The following is a 20527-nucleotide window of genomic DNA, read 5'->3' on the forward strand; positions in this document are numbered from 1 at the left end:
TGATATACTAGATTCAAAAGTTAGCAAATTTCGTTACATAAATGTAACTCGTGGAGAATATAATGGGAACTTACGGAAAAATTTTTAAACTCATTCGTGAATCAAAAAATATGTCTCTAAAAGAAGTGGCAGGGGATTTCGTGACACCTGCTCAGTTATCACGCTTTGAAAATGGAAAGAGTAATCTTTCTGTAGATACATTTTTTAATTGTTTGAGACGGATGAATGTGGTAGAGGGCGAATTTTCTACCCTCTACCAGTCCTACTTTCAGATAGATAATTTGTTTTCATCAGAGCGATTTGTCCGTGCAGTTTATAGTCACAATACTCAGTATATGGATGATAGAATTTTGTACCATCAAGCAGAGTATGATAGGGATGGACGTCCGTTTGATAGGGTGATGGTTGCAGCCTTTCATATTTTTAAGCAACAATGGTGTGATCCTGATTATGATGTTTCTGAGGATGAAAAAGCTATTCTATCGGACTATTTAATGTCCATAGATGATTGGGGGAAATTTGAACTCTGGATTTTCGGAAATTGTAGCAGAGGTCTTCCTAGCAAAATGTTGGAAGTTCTGGGAATGGAAGTTCTCAATCGAACAAAGTTTTATATGGACATCACAGAAAACAGAGATAATGTCTATAAGGTGCTCATCAATATTTCGAGTAGTTTGTTAGATAGGGGAGAGGAGATTGCTGCGATTCGCTTTCTCAAAATTCTTGACTCTGTCAATATCATGGAAAAGAATATGCGGGATCGCTTGCTGCTTAAGCTCCTAAAAGCACGCTTGTCCTACATGAATGGAAATGATGGTGGCCTAGAAATAATGAAGGAATGCCTGCATATTGCCAAATTTTTAGATTGCTATGATTTAATCCACCAGATCAATAAGGAAATTGAGAAAGTTACAGATATGTAATGAATTTTAAGTGGATCGTCATTTCCTGTAAGATAATACTTGTAAGTTTTACAACTTTACAAAACAATGTTTAGAAACTGTATTCACAAGAAAAGTGCTTTTAGAGAAGAGATGGTTTTTCGCTAATCAAGGCAGTTTTTTGAGGGAATACTAACTGTATTTTGAAAAAAACGAGCGGTGAGTAGCTGAAAAGCTAGCCTTAGCTAGAAGTGCTGAACTGTGAATACAGTTTCTCAATTATCTTGGAGGGTTCTGTTGCAAAGTTTTAAATCTACTATCAAATAAGGTAGAATAATAGAAAAAGATAGCAGGAGGAATGACGATGAATCATTTTAAAGGAAAGCAATTTCAGCAGGATGTGATTATTGTAGCCGTGGGCTACTATCTTCGTTATAACCTTAGCTATCGTGAAGTTCAAGAAATCTTATATGATTGTGGCATTAACGTTTCTCATACGACGATTTATCGTTGGGTGCAAGAATATGGCAAACTACTCTATCAAATTTGGAAAAAGAAAAATAAAAAATCCTTTTATTCATGGAAAATGGATGAAACGTACATCAAAATTAAAGGAAAATGGCATTATTTGTATCGAGCCATCGATGCAGATGGTTTAACCTTGGATATTTGGTTACGTAAAAAACGGGACACACAAGCAGCCTATGCTTTTCTTAAGCGGTTAGTGAAGCAGTTTGATGAACCGAAGGTTGTAGTCACAGATAAAGCCCCCTCTATTACAAGTGCCTTTAAGAAACTAAAAGAATACGGCTTTTATCAAGGGACAGAACATCGTACCATTAAATACCTGAATAATTTGATTGAACAAGACCATCGTCCAGTAAAGAGACGCAATAAATTCTATCGAAGTTTACGCACTGCCTCTACCACGATTAAAGGTATGGAAGCCATCCGAGGATTATATAAGAAAACCCGAAAAGAAGGCACTCTCTTCGGGTTTTCGGTCTGTACTGAAATCAAGGTATTATTGGGAATCCCAGCTTAAATCATAGATACCGTAAGGGATTTTATTCTTTATTTAAAACTTTGCAACAGAACCAGTTAAAACGTGTCTATGTTCCCATGACAGAAACAGCCTTCTATATTTTATTTCATTTACAGGAAGAACGGCATGGCTATGATATTACGCAAAAGACCAAGCAAGTCACGGCAGGTCAGGTCGTGATTAGCCCTGGGACCATGTACGGCACCCTGTCGAAAATGGAGAAAGACGGCTTGATTGCCTTTGTCAGGGAAGAAGATAAGCGGAAGTTTTATAGGATAACAGAAACAGGTCGAGAAATTCTAGACATAGAATTGGCTCGGATTGAACGGCTCTATCGAAATAGTAAGGGGGAAAGTTATGGAGACTAAGACAGAGTGCAAGGTATTTTTTATCACAGACTTTAGTCAACAAGCAGACTATCTCAGTGAGATGCATCAGCAAGGGTGGAAATTAGTTAAGATTAGCTGGCTCTTCTTTTATCATTTTGAAAAATGCCAGCCAGAAGAGGTTGTGTATCAGGTTGATTTTAAGGAATCAAAAAATAAAGATCGAGAAAACTATCTACATATGTACGAAGATTATGGGTGGGAGTTTGTCATATCCTGCCAAAACTTCGTTATTTTTAGGAAGGTAGCTGTAAAGGGAGATCTTGAGATATACGGTGATAGGGAAAGTAAGGTAGAGTTTGTGAAAACAATCTTCCAAAGACGCTATTTGCCATCTTTGGGACTGTACGGCATTCTACTGGGAACAAGTTTGGGTTCGCGTCCAAGTTTTGTCTTAGGTATTTCTATTATTTATATACCTCTCTTATTATTACTTGGCTTGCGTTTTTATCGACTTGTAAAAAACAACTAGGTCCTCAGACTGATTTTTAGCACTCTAAGCAAAAGAGTGCTAATTTTTTGTCTTTTTCTCTTGACAATCCATTTTTTCGGCGTATAATGAGAGTATAAGTAATTAGCACTCGATGCTATAGAGTGCTAACGCTCTTCAAAAATCAACACTATCCGTTGTCAGCTTGCCTTTGTGAACCTCAGTTCTACATTCGGCCTCGCTTCCTAGGCTACTGTCGATTTTCATTGAGCGTAACTAAAACAGTGTTCATGAAAGGAGCGGAGATGATTACCCAACGTCAAAATGATATTTTGAATCTGATTGTTGAATTGTTTACGCGCCATCATGAGCCAGTTGGTTCTAAGGCCTTACAGGAAATGATTGCTTCTAGCTCTGCTACCATTCGCAATGATATGGCTAAGCTAGAACAGTTGGGCTTGCTAGAAAAGGCCCACACGTCAAGTGGTCGGATGCCCAGTCGGGCTGGTTTTCAATACTTTGTCAACCACTCGCTCAATCTGGAACACATCAATGAAGAAGATGTTTATCAGGTGGTCAAGGCCTTCGACTTTGAAGCTTTCAAGCTGGAAGACATCTTGGAGCGGGCAAGTCAGGTCCTAGCGGATTTGACAGGCTACACTTCGGTTATCTTAGATGTGGAGCCTACCAGTCAGCAGTTGACTTCCTTTGACATCGTGCAACTCAGCAGCCACGATGCCTTAGCAGTCTTGACCTTGGACCAGTCCAAACCTGTCACCGTTCAGTTTGCCATTCCCAAGAACTTTTTGACTAGGGACTTGGAGGTGCTCAAACGCCTGGTGGATGAACGCTTCGTTGGACAGACGGTCTTATCCATCCACTATAAGCTGCGGACGGAGGTTCCCCAAGTGGTGCAGCGTTACTTTGCCACGACGGACAATGTCTTGGATCTCATGGACTACATCTTTTCCAATCTTTTCCAAGAATCTGTCTTTATCGGTGGAAAAGTTGCCTCGCTGACTTACGGCAATCTAGCTACCTACCAACTCTTGGATAGTCCTCAGTTATTGGCACCAGAGTTGCGGCAGGGCTTGGCTCCAGACCAGCAGACCAGCATTTCCGTGGCGGAACATAGGGATCCAGCTCTAGCGGATGTGACGGTCATTCATCATCGTTTTCCAATCCCCTATCGGGGCATGGCCCAGATGAGCTTGCTTGGTCCTGTTGACATGGACTACCGCAGGCAGCTGAGTTTGATTAACATCATCAGCCGCGTCCTATTTATGAAATTAACCGATTACTACCGTTATCTAAGTAGTAATCATTACGAAGTCAATTAGAAGGAGAATGCTTTGTCAGAAGAAATCAAAAAGGAAGAAATCGTAGAAGAGGTTGAAGCAACAGAAGAAGTTGTGGAGACACCTGAAAAATCAGAATTGGATTTGGCAAACGAGCGTGCAGAGGAATTTGAAAACAAGTACCTCCGTGCCCACGCTGAAATGCAAAATATCCAACGCCGTGCTAACGAGGAACGCCAAACCATTCAGCGTTACCGTTCGCAAGACTTGGCCAAGAAAATCTTGCCGAGCTTGGATAACTTGGAACGTGCCCTTCAAGTTGAAGGTTTGACAGAAGATGTCAAAAAGGGCATTGAGATGGTACAGGAAAGCTTGATTCAAGCCCTTAAAGAAGAAGGGGTGGAAGAAGTCGCAACAGACATCTTTGATCCAAATCTCCACATGGCTGTCCAAACGGTTCCAGCAGATGATGAACACCCAGCAGACAGCATTGCACAGGTTTTCCAAAAAGGCTACACCTTGCATGAACGCTTGCTGAGACCGGCTATGGTGGTGGTATCTGAGTAGTTGCTCTGCTATTTTCCCAAAAAGAAACTTGACCGAGATGTCGTTAAACTACTTGAAATAAGAAAATGCGAGTTAATGGCTCGCAAAATCTGCGCTACTTAAGAAGAGTGCATCAAATAAAAGAAAATTAAATTTTTGAAAGGATTTGAACCCGAACGAAATGCTCGGAAAATAGATAAACCGCCTTGCATTCATCGAATGCTACGTTGGTTTCCTAATTTTCAGTCGCATTTTCGGCGTTCTTGGTATCATTATTATGTCTAAAATTATCGGTATTGACTTAGGTACAACAAACTCAGCAGTTGCAGTTCTTGAAGGAACTGAATCAAAAATCATCGCAAACCCAGAAGGAAACCGCACAACTCCGTCTGTTGTGTCTTTCAAAAATGGTGAAATCATCGTTGGTGATGCGGCAAAACGCCAAGCAGTAACCAACCCAGATACCATCATCTCTATCAAATCAAAAATGGGAACTTCTGAAAAAGTTTCAGCAAACGGTAAAGAATACACACCACAAGAAATCTCAGCTATGATCCTTCAATACTTGAAAGGTTACGCTGAAGAGTACCTTGGTGAAAAAGTAACCAAAGCCGTTATCACAGTTCCAGCTTACTTCAACGATGCTCAACGTCAAGCAACAAAAGACGCTGGTAAAATCGCAGGTCTTGAAGTAGAACGTATCGTCAACGAACCAACTGCAGCAGCCCTTGCTTACGGTTTGGACAAGACTGACAAAGACGAGAAAATCTTGGTATTCGACCTTGGTGGTGGTACTTTCGACGTGTCTATCCTTGAACTTGGTGACGGTGTCTTTGACGTACTTGCGACAGCAGGTGACAACAAGCTCGGTGGTGACGACTTTGACCAAAAGATTATCGACCACATGGTAGCAGAATTCAAGAAAGAAAACGGCATCGATTTGTCAGCTGACAAAATGGCTCTTCAACGTTTGAAAGATGCGGCTGAAAAAGCTAAGAAAGACCTTTCAGGTGTAACATCAACTCAAATCAGCTTGCCATTCATCACAGCAGGTGCAGCAGGTCCGCTTCACTTGGAAATGACTTTGACACGTGCCAAATTTGACGAATTGACTTATGACCTTGTAGAACGTACAAAAGTACCTGTTCGTCAAGCTCTTTCAGATGCAGGTCTTAGCTTGTCAGAAATTGACGAAGTCATCCTTGTCGGTGGTTCAACTCGTATCCCAGCCGTTGTGGAAGCTGTAAAAGCTGAAACTGGTAAAGAGCCAAACAAATCTGTAAACCCTGATGAAGTTGTTGCTATGGGTGCGGCAATCCAAGGTGGTGTGATCACTGGTGATGTCAAAGACGTTGTCCTCCTTGACGTAACACCGTTATCACTTGGTATCGAAACAATGGGTGGTGTATTTACAAAACTCATCGACCGTAACACAACCATCCCAACTTCTAAATCACAAGTCTTCTCAACTGCTGCAGACAACCAGCCAGCTGTTGACATCCACGTGCTTCAAGGTGAGCGTCCAATGGCAGCGGACAACAAGACGCTTGGTCGCTTCCAATTGACTGACATCCCTGCAGCACCTCGTGGTATTCCACAAATCGAAGTAACATTCGACATCGACAAGAACGGTATCGTTTCTGTAAAAGCCAAAGACCTTGGTACGCAAAAAGAACAAACTATCGTTATCCAGTCTAACTCAGGTTTGACAGATGAAGAAATCGATCGCATGATGAAAGATGCAGAAGCAAACGCGGAAGCAGATAAGAAACGTAAGGAAGAAGTGGACCTTCGTAATGATGTGGACCAAGCAATCTTTGCGACTGAGAAAACGCTGAAAGAAACTGAAGGCAAAGGCTTCGACGCAGAACGTGACCAAGCTCAAGCAGCTCTTGATGAGTTGAAAGCAGCTCAAGAAGCTAACAACTTGGACGACATGAAGGCTAAACTTGAAAACCTCAACGAAAAAGCCCAAGCCCTTGCAGTGAAACTCTACGAGCAAGCCGCAGCAGCACAACAAGCAGCCGCAGGCCAAGAAGGTGCCCAAACAGCTAACAACGCAGGCGATGATGTAGTGGATGGCGAGTTTACGGAGAAGTAAGTTAAGATGTGAGAGCGTTAAGAGAACGACAGAAAAATAGGAACTTGATGCTGAATGCTTGCATTCAAGGAAAGTTATCTTTTTTCCGAAGTTCTTAGCTCGAACTCAGTTCTTATCTTTCCGAGAATAGAAATCATTCGTCAATAAAATTTCCAATCACAGAGGTTGCAACCCAGCCTCTGTTTTTGGGTAAATACCCTTCTAACTTTTACAGAATTGAATACGCCTACGACTCTTTGAAAAAAGATAAACTTTACCTAGATGCGAGGCATCGTCGGACAGTTTCCTATTTTTCTTTGAGGCGCTTAACGGCTTAATATCTTCATAGAAAGGAAAGTGTTCGTAACTGAACACGGGCTACTTTCTAATTTTCAAAGAAAGGAATACAAGTTCGTTTATTCGAACACAGGCTAAAAACCTAGTGAAAAAGATAAACCTCCTAGTGTGTTTTACACACTGCGTCAGTTTCCTATTTTCACTTTTCCAAAACCATGATAGAAAGGAAAGTGTTCGTAATCGAACACGGGCTACGGACTGTGCCAAAAAGATAGTTTTTCCTAGGACGGTGAGGTCCTGCGTCAAAACTCCTATTTTGGCTGTGTCCGCTTTACGCCCTTAGTATCTTATATGAACAACACAGAATTTTACGATCGTCTGGGGGTTTCTAAGAATGCTTCGCCAGACGAGATTAAGAAGGCTTATCGGAAGCTTTCAAAGAAATACCATCCAGATATTAATAAGGATCCGGGTGCGGAGGATAAATACAAGGAAGTCCAAGAGGCTTATGAGACTCTGAGCGACCCTCAAAAACGGTCTGCCTATGACCAGTATGGTCCTGCTGGTGCCAATGGAGGCTTCGGCGGAGGAGCAGGTGGATTTGGTGGTTTCGACGGAGCAGGTTTCGGTGGCTTTGAAGACATTTTCTCTAGTTTCTTTGGTGGAGGTGGTGCGACGCGCAATCCTAATGCACCTCGTCAAGGGGATGACTTGCAATATGCGGTCAATTTGAAATTTGAAGAAGCGATTTTTGGTGTGGAACGTGAAGTTTCCTATAACCGTGAGGCAACTTGTCGAACCTGTACAGGTTCAGGTGCCAAACCTGGAACAAGTCCGGTAACCTGTGGGCGTTGTCATGGTTCTGGAGTGATCAATGTGGATACCCAAACTCCACTTGGAACCATGCGTCGTCAAATGACTTGTGATGTCTGTCACGGTCGTGGGAAACAAATCAAAGATCCATGTGCAACCTGTCATGGAACTGGTCATGAAAAACAAGCTCATACGGTAACGGTTAAGGTACCAGCTGGTGTGGAAACCGGTCAACGTATTCGCTTGGCAGGTCAAGGTGAAGCTGGTTTCAATGGAGGTCCTTACGGAGATCTCTACGTTGTCATTCAGGTCCAACCTTCAGACAAGTTTGAACGTGAAGGGACTACTATTCACTATAAACTGAACCTCAACTTTGTCCAAGCCGCACTTGGAGATACAGTTCATGTGCCAACGGTTCACGGTGATGTGGATATGGTCATTCCTGAAGGTACCCAGACTGGTAAGACCTTCCGACTCAAAGGAAAAGGTGCACCAAGTGTTCGTGGTGGAGTCATCGGTGACCAATATGTGACGGTAAATATCGTCACTCCGACAGGTTTGAATGACCGCCAAAAAGCAGCTCTTAAAGAATTTGCGGCAGCTGGAAATATTGATGTCAAGCCCCATAAAAAAGGATTTTTTGACAAGGTAAAAGATGCCTTTGATGAATTGTAATTTGTTTTGAACAGATATTCAAAATCAGTAAGCGTGGCTTGCTGATTTTTTACTTTCATGATAAGCTAATAAAAAATACAAGGAGAAGCCTATGTGGAAAGATGCGACGGAAATGGCCTTGGCTGTTCGAACAGGTCAGGTTTCTGCTAAAGAATTGGTAGCGGATGCTATTGAACGAATAGAAGAGGAAAATCCTGCTCTCAATGCTGTCGTCAGCAAGCAATATGAGCAAGCCCTGCAAGAAGCAGAAACAGGGGACTTTCAAGATAAGCCCTTTGGTGGTGTTCCTCTTTTGTTGAAAGATTTGGGGCAAAATGAAGAAGGGCACTTGTCAACAGCGGGCTCTCGTCTATTCCAGAATTACCGAGCGGGGCATACAGATAAATTGGTACAGGCTTTCAAGGATATGGGTTTCATCATCTTGGGCCGGACCAATACGCCAGAGTTTGGTTTTAAGAACATATCTGACTCTAGCCTACATGGGCCAGTCAAGTCGCCGCTAGATTTGAGCCGAAATGCAGGTGGGTCCAGTGGTGGTGCAGCAGCGGCAGTAGCTTCTGGTATGGTACCTTTGGCAGCAGCTTCAGATGGTGGCGGTTCTATCCGTATTCCCGCCTCCTTCAATGGTTTGATTGGGCTCAAGCCCAGTCGGGGTCGGATTCCAGTTGGACCAATTTCTTATCGAGGTTGGCAGGGCGCTTCCAGCAACTTTGCTCTGACTAAGTCAGTCCGCGATACCAAACACCTTCTTTATCACTTGCAGACCTATCAGGTGGAAGCTCCCTTTCCTCTGGCTCTCCTGTCTGAGCAGAGTCTCCTTGCACCGCAAGATAAACCTCTGAAAATTGCCTACAGTCTGGAATCGCCGATTGGCAGTCCAGTTTCCGCTGATGCCAAACAGGCTGTCTTGTCCCTTCTGCCTCAGTTAGAAGCACTGGGGCACCAGATTACCGAGCTAACAGGTCCTGTTTTGGACGGCCTTGAAGTCATGCAGGCCTATTACCTGATGAACAGTGTTGAAACAGCTCAGATGTTTGACGAGATTGAAGCGGGGCTGGGTCGTCCCATGACCCCTGATGACATGGAGGTCATGACCTGGGCCATTTACCAGAGTGGGCAGACCGTTCCAGCTAAACTCTATTCTAAGGTCTTACAGGATTGGGACCGTTACAGTGCCAGCATGGCGGACTTCCACCAGCACTATGATCTCCTTCTGACGCCGACAGTGGCTGATGTGGCTCCCAAGCTAGACCAGTTCACTCACTCGCAAGAGATGCTAGACCGCTTGTTGCACACGCAGGAGTTGGCAATGGCAGAGCAGCAGAGCTTGATTTGGGAGATGTTTGCAGATAGTCTAGCCTGGACACCCTTTACCCAGCAGGCAAACATCACCGGCCAACCGGCTATCAGCTTGCCAACTTATAAGACCCCACAAGGCTTACCAATCGGCATCCAATTGACAGCAGCCAAGGGACGAGAGGATTTACTCTTGCAGTTGGCAGACCAAATGGAGGCAGCAGGTTTACTCAACTTGTAAGGGAATTCATTTTTTCAGTTCAATTATTTGCCAAAACGTTTTCAAAATGTTAACCTGTAAAAGTTGGTGGGTTAACACCGAAAAAGTAAAAAGGAAGCTATGGCTTCCAAAGGAGATTGTTTTATGTTGAAAAAAGTTTTGGCCTCAGCTCTCTTGGTTTCTACTTTGACCTTGGCAGCATGTTCTAGCTCAAGTTCGAATACTAGCAGTTCTTCTGCTGAACAGACTCAATGGGAAAAAGTACAAGAAGCAGGTGTCTTGAAGGTTGCAACACCAGGTACCCTTTTCCCAACTTCTTACTACAACGATGCTAAAGAATTGGTCGGATATGAAATTGATATGATCAATGAAATTGGTAAACGTTTGAAATTGGAAATCGAATACCAAGAAATCGGTGTGGCAGAAGCCTTTACAGCTGTTGATAGTGGTAAGGTCGATATTTCTGTTAACAACTTTGACATGACAGAAGCACGTAAGGAAAAGTACAACTTCTCTATCCCTTACAAGTATTCAGTTGGTGGCTACATTGTCCGTGAAGACGGTTCATCAGGAATCGAAGCAGCTGACCTGAGCGACTGGACTGGTAAAAAAGCTGGTGGTGGCGCAGGTACTCAGTACATGAAAATTGCTGAAAAGCAAGGCGCAGAGCCAGTTATCTATGACAACGTAACCAATGATGTTTACTTGCGTGATGTTTCAACAGGCCGTACAGACTTCATTCCAAACGACTACTACACACAAGTGATGGCTATCAAATGGGTCAATGCCAACTTCCCAGATATCAAAGTGAAGATGGGTGAAGCTAAATACAACCCAACTGAACAAGGTATTGTCATGAGCAAGGCTGACACAAGCTTGAAAGAAAAAATTGACGAAGCTCTTGAAGCGATGAAAGCTGACGGAACTTTGAAGGCAATTTCTGAGAAATACTACGCAGGACAAGACTTGACAGTCCCTGTTGAAAATGCAGACCAATTGCCAGTTATCGAAGTTGAATAAGACCTCGTAACAAATTAAATGCATCTTGTATAGACTTTGTCAGTCACAGACTGGCAAGGTCTATCTGATTTTTAGGAAAGAGGAGAAGATATGGATATTAACTGGCAGGCAGTTTTTAATGCAGATATTGCAAGAGAGGCTATTCCGCAGATTTTGGAGGGACTTCCCTACACTCTATCCCTATCCCTAATTGGTTTTGTCTTGGGGACTTTCTGTGGATTTTTTGTAGCCCTCATGCGGATGTCTAAGTTTGGCCCCTTGCGTTGGTTAGCTATGGCCCATATTTCTCTCATGCGTGGAATTCCCCTCATGGTTCTTCTCTTTTTCATCTATTTTGGATTGCCTTTCATGGGGCTACAACTAGATGCTATCTCCGCATCTATTATCGCCTTTACCTCCATGTCCAGTGCCTACATTTCTGAAATTATTCGTGCATCTCTTTCGGCCATTGATAAGGGACAATGGGAGGCGGCGTGTTCCCTGGGCTTGCGGACCAATGTGATTTACAGAAAAATCATCATCCCCCAAGCCTTTCGGATTGCCCTTCCACCGCTGAGTAATGTTCTCTTGGATATGGTGAAAAGTACGTCCTTGACCGCTATGATTACTGTACCAGAGATTTTCAATAAGGCAAAAATAGTCGGTGGAGCTAAGTCGGATTATATGACGGTTTATATCTGTGTAGCCCTCATTTATTGGGTTATCTGCACTCTCTACGCCTTCGGTCAGCTCAAGCTGGAAAAACGCTTAGCGACGTATTAAAAGAATTCCTCGGTTCTTTTGAATCGAGGAATTTTTGCTAGTCTGGATAGAAGACAAGAATAGCAGAAGTGGAAGAGGATTTGGTGTATTCGAAATCCTCCAGATCTTGCACGGACAAGCTTTGAATAGTGAAGTAAGTTTGATGTTTGTAGCGGATATTAAAATCGCTGCTACTACCAGCATCGATAGTTGAGAAGCTCTTTTCATTCAGAGTAAACTCTTCTTTTGAGAGTTTCTCGAGATTTTCTTTTGTTGCCATTAAATAGATTTTGCCAGAGAAAGGAGATTCAAGAGAGAATTCTCCTTTGGATGTCGTGATTTCAACAATTTGCTGAAAGTTATCAATCTTAGCCAGACGTTCATCTGTTTTTAGAGCTTTTTCTGCTTCAATGGACGCTGCTGTTAGCTCATTTTGTATTTCTTTATTAACTTCTGAAGTGACAGAGTGACAAGCACTTAAGCAAGGTATTATCATGCAGAGTGCAATGAGGGAAATATACTTTTTCATCATGGGCTCCTTTATATAATTTCATCATTTTCAGCTTGTAAAAGCACACCTTTTTCCAACACCATCTTTGCTAGTAGTGCAATAATAATCAGCACACCATTTATGAAGTAGTCACTAAGTGAAAAATCATATAAATCACTTACATTCTTTAAATCTAGGTAAGATAGGAAAAAAGCACTTGCAAATTGTATGCTCGTCCATACGATTAAGGTTCCTAAAATTATCTTTGTATAGACTACATTTTCAGTTGAGAAAATAGTTCCTGTTTGAAAGTTGATGAGCAATTTTTTGAGTATGGTGGCCATGTAGATAAAGCAGGCTACTAATAGGATACTTATGATTAGAATAATAACAATGATAGGCAAGGGGACATCTAATCGTAGACTATTTTGAATAGGTTTCCCGCCTATAAGTAGAATAAGAAGTGCCAACATTATCAGTCCCGTTAAGGCAATCAATCCATAACGAATAAACGTTAGCAACTGTATGACGATGTTGAAAAATATCTTTTTGTTCATGCTATTCCCCCTCCCTCACATATTCCAAAATATCTCCTGGTTGGCAGTCTAGGATTCGGCAGATGCTCATCAGGGTATTGAAGCGAATACCTTTTGCCTTGCCTGTCTTGAGAATGGACAGATTGGCTTCGGTGATGCCGACTTGCTCTGCCAAGTCCTTGGAAGTTATTTGTCGATCTTTGAGGACCTTGTCTAGGTTTACGCGAATCATTTCCATATCAGATAAACTCACTGTTCTCAGTTGCTAATTGTTGCCCTTTTTGAACCAATCTCCAGACAAAATAAGTTGCGAGGAGGAAGAGAGCATTGAGGATGAAATCTGACCAACGCAGATTGAGGAAGTTGTTTGGTCCAGCAGCATTTGTCAAGGCAAACAAGCTGGTTAGGCAAAATTGCCCAGCAGTCAAGACGAGCAAACTGATGAAGAGTTTCTGATAAAGTTCCAGACTAGCTGAAGCGAAATAATCTTCTTCCAGAAGCAATTTACATAACTTTTGAAGCAAGTGAGCAATGTGACTGAGTGCTACTAAGACAACTAGAATCAATCCAGTCGCTAACAGAATGAGCCAGATATCAATCTGGTCAATGGGTTTGTTAAAGGAGTATTCCCAAGAGCCTATCGCAAAGGAGTCGCCTCCAAGACCAGCCAATGTAAATATGGTATAAAGAGCAATCGTGAAATAGAAGAAATAGCGAACACAAGTAGCCACAATGCCAGCTGTTTTGAGTAGATTGGTTTTCATAGCAAACCTCCGATTATTATTGTTTTATGATAATATTATCTGTAAAATTATTATAAAACAATAATTTTTGAAATGCAAGCGTTTTTTTAAAAAAAGAATAATAAGAAAACCGCCAACTACCTGGCGGTTTTCTGCTATTTGAAATACAAGAGTCTCAGTCCGTTGAGAATGACCAAAATGGTAGATCCTTCGTGTCCGACTACGCCGAGTGGCAGATTGATAGACTGGAAGAGATTGGAAATGATAAGAAGAGCAATGACAGACAGGGCAAAGACGATGTTTTGTTTGATGATACCCCGCATTTTCTTAGACAGGCGGATAGAGTAAGGAATTCTCGTCAGGTCCTCCATGAGCACGATGTCGGCCGACTCCATAGCGATGTCCGTACCACTTCCCATTGCATAGCTGACATTGGCTTGGGCAAGGGCGGGAGCATCGTTGATACCGTCTCCCACCATGCCGACAGAAGAAAATTCTTGCTGTAAGTCTTGGATGACAGAAGCCTTGTCCGTCGGCAAGCAGTTGGCAATGACCCGCTCGATACCGACCTGACTCGCTACGTAACGAGCCGTCTTTTCTTGGTCACCTGTCAAGAGAATTGGTGTCACTCCCATTTCTTTCAACTGGGCAATTAGCTGCTTGCTCTCAGGTTTCAAACTATCTTCCACCATGAAGATCGCCACAAGGACATCATTTTGACTAACATAGACCAGGGTTTTTCCAGTGCTTTCTGCCTCATCAATCTGTGCAACTAAGTCCACAGACAGCGGACGGACCAAGCTATCCACCACAAAGCCTGCCTTACCGATTTTCCAGCTGTCGCCCTGATAGCCTGCCACCAAGCCGTTTCCGGTCACGTCTTCTAGGCTTTGGAGGGCAATAGCAGAGCTGTCAGCCGTATAGGTCATGAGAGCCTGAGCGATTGGGTGACTCGATTGTTTTTCAACTGCCTGAACAACCTGCTTGATAAGCTCTTCATCGCCAAGATAGCATGCCCCTACAACCTCAGGTTTACCAATGGTTAGGGTACCCGTCTTGTCAAAGACGATGGCTTCTAGATTGGCGATGTTATCCGCAATATCACCGCCCTTGATAATCATGCCCTTGCGTGCCGCACGGCTGATGGCAGAAAGTGTTGCGGGTGAAGAAGAAGCTACGAGGGCACAAGGAGAAGCGATGGTCAAGAGAATCATGCCACGGTAGAAGGCAGTTAACCAGTCCCAGCCCAGTGCAAAATGGGCAAAGAGAATGAAGAGCGGTACTACCACCAAAACAACCTTGACATAGGTATCTTCCATATTTTCAATGAAAGTCGCTGTTTGTGATTTAGATTCTTGGGCGTTTTCAACCATTTGGACGATTTTATCGAAGAGGGCATCTCCTTTCTCAGCCGTAACTTGAACGGTCACAGTTGGCCCTTGGTTGATGGTGCCGCCGATAACAGTAGCGCCAGCCATTTTCTCCGCAGGAAGTGGCTCGCCTGTAATCATGGATTCGTCAAAGATGGATTGGGGACTGATGAGGGTAGCATCCAGTGGAACCGTGTCACCCTTGCGGACTTGCAGGAGGTCACCGATGCGAATGGCTGCGGTGTCTAAGACAGTAATGTCACCATTTTCCTCGATTTTGCGAGCCGTTGGAGGCGTCATGTTCATCAGAGCTGCGATAGCATTTTTACTTTTCTCCATGGCTAATTCTTCCAATGTAGAAGACAGGGAGAAGATGAAGATGAGTAGAGCCCCTTCCATCCAGTAGCCAATCAGACCAGAGCCGATAGCAGCCAAAATCATGAGCAGGTCGACAGACAGGTGCTTGTCGAAAATCAGCTCAGAAATGCCTTCCTTGGCTGACTGGTAGCCCCCGATGATAAAGGCTGAAATGAAGAGGATGGGTGCCCATCCTTGTCCAGTCTGAAACAGAAGGATACCTATTAGAATGAGCGCCAAGCAGAGAGCGGTTGTGATGATGTGGCTGTGTTGTTTGAGGTTGGTTACGAGTGTCATAGTTTTAGTTCCTTTATTTAGAATAATTATCATTTACCTAAGTTGATTATAACAGTTCTAAATAGAAAGTCAAGTCTTTTTAGAATAATTCTAAATAATAAAGTTCAGACAATTCAAAGAGAAAGCAAAAAAGCAACTACTGGTTGCTTTCTAAGACTCTTTATTTAGTTGACAATCAGGACAAATGCCGTAGATGGATAGTACCTCTTTTGTAATTTTGTAACCAGTTTGGGTATGAGCTTCCTTCTTCAAGCTCGGGATTTCTACATCCATGAAATCAGTGATTTTTCCACAGACTTCACAAATAACATTGAGGTGCTCGTGACCCATGAAATCATAATAGGTTGTCGTGTCATTGGTACGCTTGAGTTCAGTGACAAATCCTTCTTCTAAGAGCACTTTGAGGTTGTTATAGACAGTTGCCAAACTCATGTTAGGATAGTTGGGCAGGAGGTCTTTGTATATCATTTCAGCACTTGGATGATCGTCGCTATCAATGATATAGGCTACAACAGCCTTACGTGTTTCTGTAATGCGAACCCCTTTTTCCTTTAAGTGTTGAATAACATGCTCAAAGGCAGTTTGGTTTTCTGCGTTAAGGTGAGAGTGTAGTTCCATTCGTGCCTCCTGTTCTTTTCAAGAATAATTCTAATTTACTTTTCTTCATTATAATCCTTTTTATGAAAGCTGTCAAACTTAGAAGGGGTCCATCTGTACTAGTACAGTTTTTGTTTTATAGGCTTGTTTTTCTAAGTTTGCTTGTGCTACAATCAGAACATGACACGATATAAGGCAATTATTTCCTACGACGGCCATGATTTTTCTGGTTTCCAGCGCCAGCCCCATGCCCGTACAGTTCAGGAAGAAATCGAAAAAACACTAGTAAGACTAAACAGTGGCCAGCCAGCAACCGTTCATGGTGCAGGTCGGACAGACGCAGGAGTGCACGCTTATGGTCAGGTGATTCACTTTGACTTGGCTGGCAGTCGAGATGCTGAGAAGCTCCGCTTTGCTCTGGATACTCAAACACCTGAGGATATTGATGTGGTCAGTGTGGAGCAGGTGGCGGATGATTTTCATTGCCGCTATGCTAAGCACAGCAAGACCTACGAGTTTCTGGTGGATATTGGGCGGCCTAAGAATCCCATGATGCGCCACTATGCGACCTTCTATCCCTATGATTTGGATTTGAGCTTGATAGAAGAAGCTATTCAGGACTTGGTGGGGACCCATGATTTTACAGGCTTTACGGCTTCAGGGACCTCGGTCGAGGACAAGGTGCGGACCATTACGGCGGCGACTATGGAATACGACCAGCGGCGGCAGTTCTTGATTTTTACCTTTTCTGGTAACGGATTTTTGTACAAGCAGGTGCGGAATATGGTCGGGACCCTCTTGAAAATTGGTAATGGTCGCATGCCTGTTGGGCAGATCAAGCGGATTTTAGCAGAGAAGGATCGTGGTTTGGCGGGTCCGACTGCGGCAGGCAACGGCCTCTATCTAAAGGAGATTATCTATGAAGACTAAGTATATTTTAGCACTTTCTGGCAATGATATTTTCAGTGGTGGTGGCCTCCATGCAGACCTGACCACCTACACTGTTCATGGGCTGCATGGCTTTGTGGCGGTGACCTGCTTGACAGCTATGACGGAAAAAGGTTTCGAGGTCATTCCGACGGAGGCTGCGGTATTTGCCCAGCAACTTGCTAGTGTGAAGGATGTCCCCTTTTCTGCGATTAAGATTGGTTTGCTTCCCTCTGTGGAAATAGCAGAGCAGGCTTTGGAGTTTATCAAGGCTCACCAGGAGATTCCTTTGGTACTGGATCCGGTCTTGGTCTGCAAGGAAACGCATGATACTGAGGTCAGCCAGTTGCGAGATGAACTCTTGAAATTCCTTCCCTATGTCAGCATGATCACGCCAAATCTGGCAGAAGCTCAGCTATTGCTCCAAAAAGACATCAAAACGGTGGAGGAGATGAAGCAGGCGGCAGTGGCCTTGTATGACTTTGGTGCCAAGGCGGTGGTCATCAAGGGCGGCGATCGTCTGGGTGGCCCAGAGGCGGTCGATGTTTTCTACGATGGTCAGGAAATCGTGGTGCTCCAGTCGCCTCTGTTGTCAGAAAACAACGTGGGGGCGGGCTGTACCTTTGCGTCCAGCATTGCCAGTCAGCTTTTGCTGGGTCAAGAGCCTTTGGAGGCGGTCAGACTGTCCAAGGACTTTGTCCATGCGGCGATTGAAAAATCAGATGATTATGGGGTGATTCAATATGAGAAATAAAAAAACGCAGGAATTGGTCTTGCTCGCTATTTTAACAGCCTTGAGTTTAGTTTTGGCCTTTATTCATGTGCCAACACCGACGGGATTTTTTACTTTGTTGGATGTGGGTGTCTTCTTTACCGCCTTTTACTTGGGCAAGAAAGAGGGAGCGATTGTCGGCGGTTTGGCAGGGCTATTGATTGACTTCTTGTTGGGCTATCCCCATTGGGCATTCTTTAGTCTAGTATTCCACGGGGCTCAAGGTTACTTTGCGGGTTGGACAGGTAAGAAACGGATTCTCGGTTTAGTCTTGGCGACGCTCTCTATGGTTGGGGGCTATTTTGTGGCATCTAGTTTCATGTATAATGTAGCTGACGCTGTTACAAGTCTGATGAGTAATACTCTGCAAAACACAGTTGGTTTGGTAGTTGGTTACGTCTTGGCTCAGGCAATAGAAAGAATTGGTGCAGTAAATCATGTCATTAAAGGAAATTAAGGAACAGACCCAGCAAGTTGTGCAAGAAGTCCTAGAACTCAGCAATCTTCAAAAGGGGCAGATATTTGTTCTAGGTTTGTCTTCTAGTGAGGTCATTGGTGGGCATATTGGCAAAAATTCTAGTTTGGAAGTTGGTGAAGTGATTGTTGAAACCGTTTTGGATATTTTGACTCCCAAGGGGATTTATTTAGCTGTCCAAGGCTGCGAACACCTCAATCGTGCCTTGGTGGTGGAGCGGGAATTGGCAATCCAGAAGGACTTGGAAATAGTCAATGTCCTCCCAACTCTTCATGCAGGTGGTTCTGGTCAGTTGGCGGCCTTCAAGTATATGAAGGATCCGGTGGAAGTCGAGTTTATCACCGCTCAGGCTGGTGTAGACATCGGCGACACAGCTATCGGCATGCACATCAAGCATGTCCAAGTTCCGATTAGGCCTAGCCTGCGTGAGATTGGTCAGGCCCATGTCACCGCCCTTGCCAGCCGCCCAAAACTAATCGGTGGAGCTCGTGCAGCCTATCAGGAAGATACCATACGGAAAGGTTCATAATGAAAAAATTTACGGTCAAGGATTTAGTGTGGACCCGTCCACCGAGACAATTCACTATTTCAGATGAAGAAATTACCATTACCACCCACCCCCAGACGGATTTGTGGCAGAAGACCTATTACCATTTTGTGAATGACAATGCTCCTGTCTTACAGATGGAGACAGAGGAGGACTATTTTTCTTTTACTGTGAAGACGGATTTTGCGGGTAGTCATACTCGATTTGACCAGTGTGGGATTGTCCTTTATCAAGATTCGGAGAATTGGCTAAAGTGTTCGATAGAATATGAAAATGATGACTTCCAACACTTGGGAAGTGTGGTGACTAATCACGGATTTTCTGACTGGGCAACTACTGAAATCAGTTCACAAGTCAAATCCATGTGGTTTAGGCTCAGTCGCAGGGGAGCTGATTACTGTTTTGAAAATTCCGAAGATGGTATCCACTTCAAACAAATGCGGGTTTGCCATTTTCATCAAGGGGCAGGGAAAATAGCTTTTGGGCTATATGCCTGTTCTCCAGAAAACTCCAGTTTTACAGCTCGCTTTACCAATATGGAATTGAGCGACTGCAAATGGCAGGCCCATGATGGCCAAGAGCCAGATGAAATCTAGTGAGAGTCTTAGGTAAGTAGTGACAGAAAAATAGTTGAAACTCATACTCTTCGAAAATCAAAATGTTCCCTTGTCAACTTGCCTTGAAGAACTCCTGTTCAATCTTCGCCTTCGTTTCCTAGGCGACTTTTGATTTTCATTGAGTATCAGGGGGAGTGGGAAAGAACTCGACCAAGATAAAAAGAGTTCGTCAACAAGTCCTTATTTCCAGTTGTTGAGCTGAAACAGTCTATCCCCAGACTGTTTCACTCCCACCCCCGCATAGCTCCAACAGTCAGAGTAGTGACTGTTGGAGGTTGGAGATGAAGCGAACTCTGTTCGCATCAGTCGTATAGGTCAGATTTGGAGTGTAAAACACGAATTGCTGAGATTTGCTTCGCAAATCCTATCTCCAACCTTTAACAGTCCACTGGACTGTTAAACCCAATCAACCACTGCGCTGAGATGTTGACACGAACTCTGAGTAGTGGTCCTGGGCTTTTTGCCCAGCCTCTTTATCTTTTGAGCCAAATCCTTGCCAAGAGGTCTGGCTTATGGTAAACTTGTTCTTGTAGTCGATACAAGAACAGAAAGGAGACCAGATGGATACAAAATTTTCAGTAGCCCTTCATATACTGACCATGATCAGTGAGAGCAAGGAAATACTTAGCTCGCAAGCCTTGGCTGAGAGCGTTGGCACCAATGCTAGCTACATCCGTAAGGTGATTGCACTCTTGAAAAATGCAGGCTTAATCACTTCGCACCAAGGGCGATCAGGCTACCAATTGAGCAAGTCCCCTAAGGATATTAGCTTATTGGAAATCTACCTTGCGACGCAAGAAGTGGAGCATATTCGACTGTTTCAGATACACCAGAATGCCAATCTTTCTTGTCCGGTTGGGCAGCATATAGAAGGTGCAATGGTTCCCATCTTTTCCAGTGTTGAACAAGAACTGGAAAATCAACTCAGTCGTCAATCCTTAGATAATGTGATTGATAATCTCTATCAATCCGCACAAGAAACCCGAATCTGACCTCGGTCAGATTTTATAAATTCAAACTTAGACCTGTAAGTGATACAGGAACAAATAAAAGAATAGAAAAGAGAAGAAC

23 protein-coding genes are annotated in these 20527 nt (G+C 43.6%); 17 read left to right on the forward strand and 6 right to left on the reverse strand.

Features of this window, described 5'->3' with window-relative positions:
- Positions 1-62: 62 nt before the first annotated feature.
- The 11 genes from PHA78_RS01710 to PHA78_RS01760 all read left to right on the forward strand — a co-directional run bounded on the left by PHA78_RS01710 (position 63) and on the right by PHA78_RS01760 (position 11749).
- On the forward strand, positions 63-923 hold the full coding sequence (locus PHA78_RS01710; RefSeq protein WP_029187634.1) for an Rgg/GadR/MutR family transcriptional regulator: 861 nt from the start codon (positions 63-65) through the stop codon (positions 921-923).
- A 322-nt stretch (positions 924-1245) separates the two neighbouring features.
- Positions 1246-1926: an IS6-like element IS1216 family transposase gene (locus tag PHA78_RS01715; protein ID WP_161941131.1), complete on the forward strand. Its 681-nt coding sequence runs from the start codon at positions 1246-1248 to the stop codon at positions 1924-1926.
- Between the two features lie 77 nt (positions 1927-2003).
- A complete protein-coding gene (locus PHA78_RS01720; RefSeq protein WP_105097323.1) occupies positions 2004-2294 on the forward strand; it encodes a PadR family transcriptional regulator in 291 nt (96 codons plus the stop codon).
- Positions 2284-2784 carry a DUF2812 domain-containing protein gene (locus tag PHA78_RS01725; protein WP_104930562.1) on the forward strand — a complete coding sequence of 167 codons (501 nt, stop codon included), beginning with the start codon at positions 2284-2286 and terminating at the stop codon, positions 2782-2784. Before PHA78_RS01720 ends, PHA78_RS01725 begins: the two co-directional genes overlap by 11 nt.
- A 263-nt stretch (positions 2785-3047) precedes the next feature.
- On the forward strand, positions 3048-4082 hold the full coding sequence (gene hrcA, locus PHA78_RS01730; protein WP_024418868.1) for a heat-inducible transcriptional repressor HrcA: 1035 nt from the start codon (positions 3048-3050) through the stop codon (positions 4080-4082).
- Between the two features lie 12 nt (positions 4083-4094).
- Entirely contained in the window at positions 4095-4607 is a 513-nt protein-coding gene (gene grpE, locus PHA78_RS01735; protein WP_272158378.1) for a nucleotide exchange factor GrpE, read from the forward strand.
- 256 nt (positions 4608-4863) lie between these two features.
- Positions 4864-6687, forward strand: a complete 1824-nt coding sequence (gene dnaK / locus PHA78_RS01740) for a molecular chaperone DnaK (RefSeq protein WP_002943084.1) — start codon at positions 4864-4866, stop codon at positions 6685-6687.
- Positions 6688-7314: 627 nt separating this feature from the next.
- Positions 7315-8451, forward strand: coding sequence for a molecular chaperone DnaJ (gene dnaJ, locus PHA78_RS01745; protein WP_272158379.1), 1137 nt, complete (start codon positions 7315-7317; stop codon positions 8449-8451).
- 91 nt (positions 8452-8542) lie between these two features.
- Positions 8543-9988: an amidase gene (locus tag PHA78_RS01750; RefSeq protein WP_272158380.1), complete on the forward strand. Its 1446-nt coding sequence runs from the start codon at positions 8543-8545 to the stop codon at positions 9986-9988.
- A gap of 123 nt (positions 9989-10111) precedes the next feature.
- Positions 10112-10987: a transporter substrate-binding domain-containing protein gene (locus tag PHA78_RS01755; protein WP_044687355.1), complete on the forward strand. Its 876-nt coding sequence runs from the start codon at positions 10112-10114 to the stop codon at positions 10985-10987.
- A gap of 90 nt (positions 10988-11077) precedes the next feature.
- On the forward strand, positions 11078-11749 hold the full coding sequence (locus PHA78_RS01760; RefSeq protein ID WP_029187638.1) for an amino acid ABC transporter permease: 672 nt from the start codon (positions 11078-11080) through the stop codon (positions 11747-11749).
- 37 nt (positions 11750-11786) lie between these two features.
- Here PHA78_RS01760 and PHA78_RS01765 read toward each other — a convergent pair whose 3' ends face one another.
- From PHA78_RS01765 to PHA78_RS01790, 6 genes are all read right to left on the reverse strand, one after another.
- Entirely contained in the window at positions 11787-12257 is a 471-nt protein-coding gene (locus PHA78_RS01765; RefSeq protein ID WP_024375950.1) for a hypothetical protein, read from the reverse strand.
- 11 nt (positions 12258-12268) lie between these two features.
- A complete protein-coding gene (locus tag PHA78_RS01770) occupies positions 12269-12775 on the reverse strand; it encodes a DUF2975 domain-containing protein (protein ID WP_002943097.1) in 507 nt (168 codons plus the stop codon).
- Position 12776: 1 nt separating this feature from the next.
- Positions 12777-12992 (reverse strand): helix-turn-helix domain-containing protein, encoded by a 216-nt coding sequence (locus PHA78_RS01775; protein ID WP_029187639.1) that lies wholly within the window; start codon positions 12990-12992, stop codon positions 12777-12779.
- 1 nt (position 12993) lies between these two features.
- On the reverse strand, positions 12994-13518 hold the full coding sequence (locus PHA78_RS01780) for a hypothetical protein (RefSeq protein WP_029187640.1): 525 nt from the start codon (positions 13516-13518) through the stop codon (positions 12994-12996).
- A gap of 134 nt (positions 13519-13652) precedes the next feature.
- Positions 13653-15521 (reverse strand): heavy metal translocating P-type ATPase, encoded by a 1869-nt coding sequence (locus tag PHA78_RS01785; protein WP_272158561.1) that lies wholly within the window; start codon positions 15519-15521, stop codon positions 13653-13655.
- Between the two features lie 150 nt (positions 15522-15671).
- Complete coding sequence (locus PHA78_RS01790) at positions 15672-16139, reverse strand: Fur family transcriptional regulator (RefSeq protein WP_099778925.1); 468 nt, start codon at positions 16137-16139, stop codon at positions 15672-15674.
- Positions 16140-16298: 159 nt separating this feature from the next.
- On the opposite strand from PHA78_RS01790, the gene truA reads away from it, so the two are divergent.
- The 6 genes from truA to PHA78_RS01820 all read left to right on the forward strand — a co-directional run bounded on the left by truA (position 16299) and on the right by PHA78_RS01820 (position 20448).
- Complete coding sequence (gene truA / locus PHA78_RS01795; RefSeq protein ID WP_029176367.1) at positions 16299-17048, forward strand: tRNA pseudouridine(38-40) synthase TruA; 750 nt, start codon at positions 16299-16301, stop codon at positions 17046-17048.
- The gene (locus PHA78_RS01800) at positions 17038-17799 is read left to right on the forward strand and encodes a bifunctional hydroxymethylpyrimidine kinase/phosphomethylpyrimidine kinase (protein WP_272158381.1); all 762 of its coding nucleotides are present in this window, start codon (positions 17038-17040) and stop codon (positions 17797-17799) included. The genes truA and PHA78_RS01800 overlap by 11 nt, the downstream gene beginning before the upstream one ends.
- Positions 17789-18274, forward strand: a complete 486-nt coding sequence (locus PHA78_RS01805) for an ECF transporter S component (RefSeq protein WP_024375956.1) — start codon at positions 17789-17791, stop codon at positions 18272-18274. The genes PHA78_RS01800 and PHA78_RS01805 overlap by 11 nt, the downstream gene beginning before the upstream one ends.
- The gene (locus PHA78_RS01810) at positions 18255-18821 is read left to right on the forward strand and encodes a TIGR01440 family protein (RefSeq protein WP_024375957.1); all 567 of its coding nucleotides are present in this window, start codon (positions 18255-18257) and stop codon (positions 18819-18821) included. The genes PHA78_RS01805 and PHA78_RS01810 overlap by 20 nt, the downstream gene beginning before the upstream one ends.
- On the forward strand, positions 18821-19435 hold the full coding sequence (locus PHA78_RS01815; protein ID WP_024375958.1) for a DUF1349 domain-containing protein: 615 nt from the start codon (positions 18821-18823) through the stop codon (positions 19433-19435). Before PHA78_RS01810 ends, PHA78_RS01815 begins: the two co-directional genes overlap by 1 nt.
- A 581-nt stretch (positions 19436-20016) precedes the next feature.
- Entirely contained in the window at positions 20017-20448 is a 432-nt protein-coding gene (locus PHA78_RS01820) for an Rrf2 family transcriptional regulator (protein WP_024375959.1), read from the forward strand.
- Positions 20449-20527 lie beyond the last annotated feature (79 nt).

It is taken from the genome of Streptococcus sp. HN38 (assembly GCF_028335765.1).
GTDB classification, from domain to species: Bacteria; Bacillota; Bacilli; order Lactobacillales; family Streptococcaceae; genus Streptococcus; species Streptococcus suis_P.

Coding starts and splice junctions, on each gene's coding strand:
- PHA78_RS01715 (WP_161941131.1), top strand. CDS start 1,246: ATGAATCATTTTAAAGGAAAGCAATTTCAGCAGGATGTGATTATTGTA.
- PHA78_RS01710 (WP_029187634.1), top strand. CDS start 63: ATGGGAACTTACGGAAAAATTTTTAAACTCATTCGTGAATCAAAAAAT.
- PHA78_RS01815 (WP_024375958.1), top strand. CDS start 18,821: ATGAAAAAATTTACGGTCAAGGATTTAGTGTGGACCCGTCCACCGAGA.
- PHA78_RS01780 (WP_029187640.1), bottom strand. CDS start 13,518: ATGAAAACCAATCTACTCAAAACAGCTGGCATTGTGGCTACTTGTGTT.
- PHA78_RS01765 (WP_024375950.1), bottom strand. CDS start 12,257: ATGAAAAAGTATATTTCCCTCATTGCACTCTGCATGATAATACCTTGC.
- dnaK (WP_002943084.1), top strand. CDS start 4,864: ATGTCTAAAATTATCGGTATTGACTTAGGTACAACAAACTCAGCAGTT.
- PHA78_RS01790 (WP_099778925.1), bottom strand. CDS start 16,139: ATGGAACTACACTCTCACCTTAACGCAGAAAACCAAACTGCCTTTGAG.
- PHA78_RS01725 (WP_104930562.1), top strand. CDS start 2,284: ATGGAGACTAAGACAGAGTGCAAGGTATTTTTTATCACAGACTTTAGT.
- PHA78_RS01760 (WP_029187638.1), top strand. CDS start 11,078: ATGGATATTAACTGGCAGGCAGTTTTTAATGCAGATATTGCAAGAGAG.
- PHA78_RS01750 (WP_272158380.1), top strand. CDS start 8,543: ATGTGGAAAGATGCGACGGAAATGGCCTTGGCTGTTCGAACAGGTCAG.
- hrcA (WP_024418868.1), top strand. CDS start 3,048: ATGATTACCCAACGTCAAAATGATATTTTGAATCTGATTGTTGAATTG.
- PHA78_RS01810 (WP_024375957.1), top strand. CDS start 18,255: ATGTCATTAAAGGAAATTAAGGAACAGACCCAGCAAGTTGTGCAAGAA.
- truA (WP_029176367.1), top strand. CDS start 16,299: ATGACACGATATAAGGCAATTATTTCCTACGACGGCCATGATTTTTCT.
- PHA78_RS01755 (WP_044687355.1), top strand. CDS start 10,112: ATGTTGAAAAAAGTTTTGGCCTCAGCTCTCTTGGTTTCTACTTTGACC.
- PHA78_RS01785 (WP_272158561.1), bottom strand. CDS start 15,521: ATGACACTCGTAACCAACCTCAAACAACACAGCCACATCATCACAACC.
- PHA78_RS01770 (WP_002943097.1), bottom strand. CDS start 12,775: ATGAACAAAAAGATATTTTTCAACATCGTCATACAGTTGCTAACGTTT.
- PHA78_RS01720 (WP_105097323.1), top strand. CDS start 2,004: ATGACAGAAACAGCCTTCTATATTTTATTTCATTTACAGGAAGAACGG.
- PHA78_RS01805 (WP_024375956.1), top strand. CDS start 17,789: ATGAGAAATAAAAAAACGCAGGAATTGGTCTTGCTCGCTATTTTAACA.
- dnaJ (WP_272158379.1), top strand. CDS start 7,315: ATGAACAACACAGAATTTTACGATCGTCTGGGGGTTTCTAAGAATGCT.
- PHA78_RS01820 (WP_024375959.1), top strand. CDS start 20,017: ATGGATACAAAATTTTCAGTAGCCCTTCATATACTGACCATGATCAGT.
- PHA78_RS01775 (WP_029187639.1), bottom strand. CDS start 12,992: ATGGAAATGATTCGCGTAAACCTAGACAAGGTCCTCAAAGATCGACAA.
- PHA78_RS01800 (WP_272158381.1), top strand. CDS start 17,038: ATGAAGACTAAGTATATTTTAGCACTTTCTGGCAATGATATTTTCAGT.